Consider the following 5,531-nt stretch of genomic DNA (forward strand, 5'->3'; position numbering starts at 1 on the left):
ACTTGGTGATTTTTTGGTATAACCTAAGAACGCCTACCCGCATAGCGGGTAGTTTATTGTTTCGTTCGCATGCGAACTCAACTGACTAAAGTCATCAATAAAAAAAGATTCCTATAAGGAATCTTTGATTAAATATCAATTTCATTAGAAATTTCTTTTTTTTCTTTTAGCTGCTTCAGATTTTTTCTTTTTCTTTACGCTAGGCTTTTCATAATGTTCTCTTTTTCTATATTCAGATAAAACTCCAGATCTAGCACATTGTCTTTTAAATCTTTTTATAGCATTATCTAATGATTCGTTTTCTCCTACTTTAATTTCTGACATGGTTTCCCTCCCCTCTTTATTGCAAGAATGCTCACAAAAGAGCAGAATTTATACCAAAATAGTATAACACAATTCTAATAAAATAACAATATTTTTATGGCCAGCTAAGTTTTTTCTTGCCTAACACGTGAAAATGCATGTGATGTACTGTTTGTCCACCATCTTCTCCACAGTTATTTACTATTCTATAGCCAGACTTATCAACATCGAACTCTTTTGCTAGTTTTGCAATTACTTCAAATATATGAGCAACTATTTGTGAATTTGATTCATCAATATCATTAGCACCAGAAATATGTTCTTTAGGAATAACTAAAAAATGTACTGGAGTAACAGGATTGATGTCGTGAAAAGCGTATACCAAATCATCCTCATATATTTTTTTAGAAGGTATTTCTCCATTAACTATTTTACAAAATACACAGTCCATGACTCGCCTCCGGTGTTATTATACCAAAAAATATTTAACTTTTCAATTATTCACACACAAGTTCTTCATTTTCTCTTCTATTGCATACAACGTCTATTATTTTATTAGAAAGATTTGGATTATATTCTCTTTTTACTCTTATATAATTTGTTGTATATCCTTTAATATATCCATCATCATTTTTTGATTCAAACAATACTTTTATTGGTTGATTTAACATATTATCTAAAAATTTGTCTGTATAATATTTTGATTTTTCTATTAGTAGTTTACTTCTCTCTTTTTTTACAACTCCAGATACTTGATTTTTCATTTTACTTGCTACAGTGCCTTTTCTGTTGGAATATTTAAACACATGTATTTTTGAAAATTGAATCTTATCAACGAAACTCAATGTTTGTTCGAAGTCTTCATCAGTTTCTCCAGGGAAACCAACTATTATATCTGTAGTAATAGCAGCATTTGGATAATATTCTCTTATTAAATTAACAGTTTTCTCATACAAATCTGTATCATATTTTCTATTCATAGATTTAAGTATTGAATCAGAACCACTTTGCAAAGATAGATGGAAATGATCACAAAATTGTTCTACTTTACTTAATCTATCTAAAAATTGCTTGTCTACAATTCTTGGCTCTAATGAGCTCAATCTTATTCTCTTTATTTTATCAATTTGTCCGATATCTTCTATTACATCAATCAAACCAATATCATTATTATCTAAGTCTTTTCCGTATGATGCTACATGGATACCTGTCAGTACTATTTCTTTGAAACCATTATCTGCTAATCTTTTTGCTTCTAGAACAATATCTCTAATATTTCTAGAACGTATAGGTCCTCTCGCGTAAGGAATTATACAGTAAGAACAAAATTGACTACAACCTTCTTGAATTTTAATATAAGCTCTTGTCATAGAATGTTCTGTATTTATAGTTAATTCTTCAAATTCTCTATTTTTACCTATACTTTCGACCTTGTTTATAATTTTATTAGATGATTGTGCTAGTTCACATAATTCCACGATTTCTTTTCGGTATTTTGTTCCGAGTATTACATTTACACCTTCAATATTTTCTATTTCATCAGGACTAACTTGAGAGTAACAACCTACAACAGCAATTATTGCATCACTGTTTTCAGATCTAATCTTAGATATCTGTTGTCGACTTTTTCTATCGGACAAATTTGTAACGGTACATGTATTAAGCACAAAAACATCGCAATTATAGTCTTCAGTAATTTCATAACCATTTTTTACAAATAATTCAGCCATAGCCTCTGTTTCGTATTGATTAACTTTACAACCTAATGTTGAAAATTTTACTTTTTTCATTATTTTATATCTCCTAATTCATATTGAATAATACTCAAAGCACAAATTGGAGCTGTATCTGCGCGTAAAATTCTGTTTCCTAATGAAACTGATTTAAATCCTTTTGACTTTAAAACTTGTAAATTTTCTTCAGATAATCCGCCTTCTGGGCCAATGAAAATATTAATATCTTTGTTATTTGAATTAGTTAACAAAGATTGGAAACTTTCAGTTTCATTTTCATAGAATACTAAATTTAAACAATTATTTTGAGTTGAAATTTTATTGATATTAATTAGTCCTTCAATTTCAGGGATAAATGTTCTCTTTGACTGTTTGGACGATTCTAGTGCTATTTTTTCAAATCTATTCTTTTTCTTAATCCACTTTTTTTCGTCTAATTTGACAACAGTACGTTCTGTTTCTACAAATACGATTCTGTTTACTCCCAATTCAGTGGCTTTTTGAATGATATACTCATTTTTATCTGATTTAAGGATACATTGATATAAAGTAATGTTCAGAGGAGATTCATATTGAACGTTATCTTCATCTATTATTTTACAAATTATTTCATCGGGAGTAATATCTTCAATTTCGGTTACAAAAGTTGTATCTTCAATTACTTGATGAATCAAATCACCTTTTGTAAGTCTTAAAGAATTTTTGATATGATTATAATCTTCGCCTTTTATAATAATTTTATCATCTATCTTATCTTCGGGATTACGAAAAGTCCTATACATTTTTGAACCTACTTATTACGCTAATCCATTCACCTTTTTCAGATATTTCTACAATTTCAAGATTGTTTTCTTTTAAAATATTTACAATGTTATCTCTTTGTGAATTGATTAATCCTGAGCAAATGAAAATGCCATCTTTTTCTAATGCTTTTGGTAAATCTGGAATTAAAATGTCTAACACGTTTAATAAAATATTAGCTATCACTACATCGTATTTTTTATCAACTTTATCTAATAGAGAACCTTCTACAGCTTTGATATTAGATATTTTATTCAGTTGCGCATTATCTAATGTTGCTTCGATAGCTAATGGGTCAATATCTGTAGCAAAAACTTCTTTAGCACCTAATTTTGAAGAAGCTACAGAAAGTATTCCTGATCCACAACCAATGTCTAAAACACTCTTATTATCAAGCTGCAGCTGTTGAAGTTGTTCAATACATAAGTTTGTTGTTTCGTGGAGTCCTGTACCAAATGCCATTCCTGGATTAATTTCTAGCACGGTGTGATCAGTTTCATCTATTTCAATCCAGCTAGGTTTTATAAGAATATTGCCAATATAAAATGGTTCGTAGTACTTTTTCCATTCATTAGCCCAGTCCATATCTTCAATTTCTTTGTTCTTACTAATTTGAACATCTATCTTGTTATTGATAGAGAATTCATTAATTTTTGCTTCAATTTCTTCGTAACTTACTTTATCATCTTCGTAAAAAGCTTTAATGATGACATTATCATGTGGTGTAAAATCTTCGTCGTCTATTACCACCCAGTAAGGTTGATCTTTCTTAAAATCTAAAACATCTTGATAATCATCTATTTGTAAATTTTCTATTCCTAGATCATATAGTATAGAACTTATGATTTCGTCATATCCTTTTGGACATTTAATATCAAAGCTTAGCCATTTTTCCATTATTCAAACATATCCTTTATTTTATCAAATATTGATTTCTTTTCATTTACATTTAATTCTTGATTCATACTTTCTGAAAATTCAATCAATTTTTCTTTTTGATCTTTATTTATTTTTTTAGGAACAATGATCTTAACAGTAAATAAGATGTCTCCTCTTGTATTAGAATTTAAATATGGAACTCCCTTTGATTTAAGTTTAAATGTTGTATTTGGTTGAGTTCCTTCTGGAAGTTCAAATTCTTCTATGCCATCTAAAGTTGGAACTTCAATTTTAGAACCAAGCACAGCCTGAGCATATGTGATAGGCATATCAAAGACAATATCATTATTAATTCTTCTGAAAAATTCATGTTCTCTAATCTTTATGATAACATATAAATCGCCTGGACTACCATTATTTTCGCCATCATTACCTTCGCCCTTTACACTCATTATAGCTCCATTGTTTATTCCTTTAGGTATAGTAATGTTTATTGTTTTTCTTTGAACTTCGTATCCTTTACCTTTACAATTTTCACATTTTTCATCGATTACATAGCCTTCTCCATGACATTTATCACATTCAGATTGTTGTGTAAAAATTCCAAAAGGTGTTCTTTTAGTATCGTTTATGATCCCAGTACCATTACATTTATCGCATTTTCTCTTTTCTGTTCCTGGCTTTGCTCCATCGCCATTACAAACATGACATTTTACCTTTTTCTTATAAGAAATTTCTTTTTTGGTACCATTAATTGAATCTTCAAAATCTATTTCTAGTTCAACTTGAATATTAGAGCCTTTTCTAGGGGCATTTGGATTTCTAGAATATGATCTAGAACTAAAACCACCAAATATATCACCGAAAAAATCACCAAAAATATCACCGATATCGGAGAATCCTCCCCCTGAACCTTGATCAAATATTCTATCTCCGTACATATCGTATTTTTTTCTTTTTTCTTTATCACCTAAAACCTCATATGCTCCGTTAATTTCTTTAAATTTATTTTCAGCTTCAGGATCACCACTGTTTATATCTGGATGATATTTTTTCGCTAATTTTCTATATGATTTTTTTATTTCTTCTTGAGTTGCGTTTTCATTAACCTCAAGTATTTCGTACAAATTTTTCATTATTCACCATCCTAATCTACTGACTTTTCTATTTTACTAAAAGATACAAAAAAATCAAGGGGTAAGAATTTTACCCCTTTTTAAGATTTTTTAGTTATTATTTATTTTCGTCGTCATCAACAACTTCATAATCAGCATCTACAACATCATCATCTTTTTTAGATTCTTGAGAAGCTCCTGGTTGTTGAGCTGTGTTTTCATATAGTTTAGAACTTAATTTGTACATTTCTTGAGTTAATTCATCTGTCTTAGCTTTAATATCGTTGTTATCTCCTGAGTCTAGGATTGATTTTAAAGCTTCTACTTTTGAATTGATATCAGATTTTTCGGATTCTGAAACCTTGTCGCCTAAGTCTTTGATTGTCTTTTCAACTTGGTAAATTACAGATTCAGCGTTATTCTTTGTTTCAATAGTTTCTTTTTTATTTTTATCTTCTTCAGCATACTTACTTGCTTCGTCAACTTTTCTCTTGATTTCTTCATCACTCATTTTAGTTGAAGAAGTAATTGTCATAGCTTGTTGTTTTCCAGATCCTAAATCTTTAGCACTTACATTTACAATACCATTCGCATCGATATCAAATGTTACTTCAATTTGAGGTACTCCTCTTGGGGCTGCTGGAATTTCAGTTAAGTTGAATTGTCCTAACAAAGTATTGTCAGCTGCCATTTCTCTTTC

7 protein-coding genes are annotated in these 5,531 nt (G+C 29.4%); all 7 read right to left on the minus strand.

Features of this window, described 5'->3' with window-relative positions; translation table 11 throughout:
* Positions 1 to 144: 144 nt before the first annotated feature.
* Positions 145 to 324, minus strand: a complete 180-nt coding sequence (gene rpsU / locus KHW44_RS05945) for a 30S ribosomal protein S21 (RefSeq protein WP_002836438.1) — start codon at positions 322 to 324, stop codon at positions 145 to 147.
* Positions 325 to 418: 94 nt separating this feature from the next.
* On the minus strand, positions 419 to 754 hold the full coding sequence (locus tag KHW44_RS05950; RefSeq protein ID WP_002836439.1) for a histidine triad nucleotide-binding protein: 336 nt from the start codon (positions 752 to 754) through the stop codon (positions 419 to 421).
* A 46-nt stretch (positions 755 to 800) separates the two neighbouring features.
* A complete protein-coding gene (gene mtaB, locus KHW44_RS05955; RefSeq protein WP_304067157.1) occupies positions 801 to 2,093 on the minus strand; it encodes a tRNA (N(6)-L-threonylcarbamoyladenosine(37)-C(2))-methylthiotransferase MtaB in 1,293 nt (430 codons plus the stop codon).
* Entirely contained in the window at positions 2,093 to 2,818 is a 726-nt protein-coding gene (locus tag KHW44_RS05960; protein ID WP_304067160.1) for an RsmE family RNA methyltransferase, read from the minus strand. Before KHW44_RS05960 ends, mtaB begins: the two co-directional genes overlap by 1 nt.
* The gene (gene prmA, locus KHW44_RS05965; protein WP_304067163.1) at positions 2,811 to 3,734 is read right to left on the minus strand and encodes a 50S ribosomal protein L11 methyltransferase; all 924 of its coding nucleotides are present in this window, start codon (positions 3,732 to 3,734) and stop codon (positions 2,811 to 2,813) included. The genes KHW44_RS05960 and prmA overlap by 8 nt, the downstream gene beginning before the upstream one ends.
* Entirely contained in the window at positions 3,734 to 4,852 is a 1,119-nt protein-coding gene (dnaJ, locus tag KHW44_RS05970) for a molecular chaperone DnaJ (protein ID WP_304067166.1), read from the minus strand. The genes prmA and dnaJ overlap by 1 nt, the downstream gene beginning before the upstream one ends.
* A 97-nt stretch (positions 4,853 to 4,949) precedes the next feature.
* The coding region (locus KHW44_RS05975) for an Hsp70 family protein (RefSeq protein WP_304067169.1) at positions 4,950 to 5,531 on the minus strand (582 nt) is incomplete at its 5' end.

It is taken from the genome of Finegoldia magna, assembly GCF_018371055.1.
Classification (GTDB): domain Bacteria; phylum Bacillota; class Clostridia; order Tissierellales; family Peptoniphilaceae; genus Finegoldia; species Finegoldia magna_I.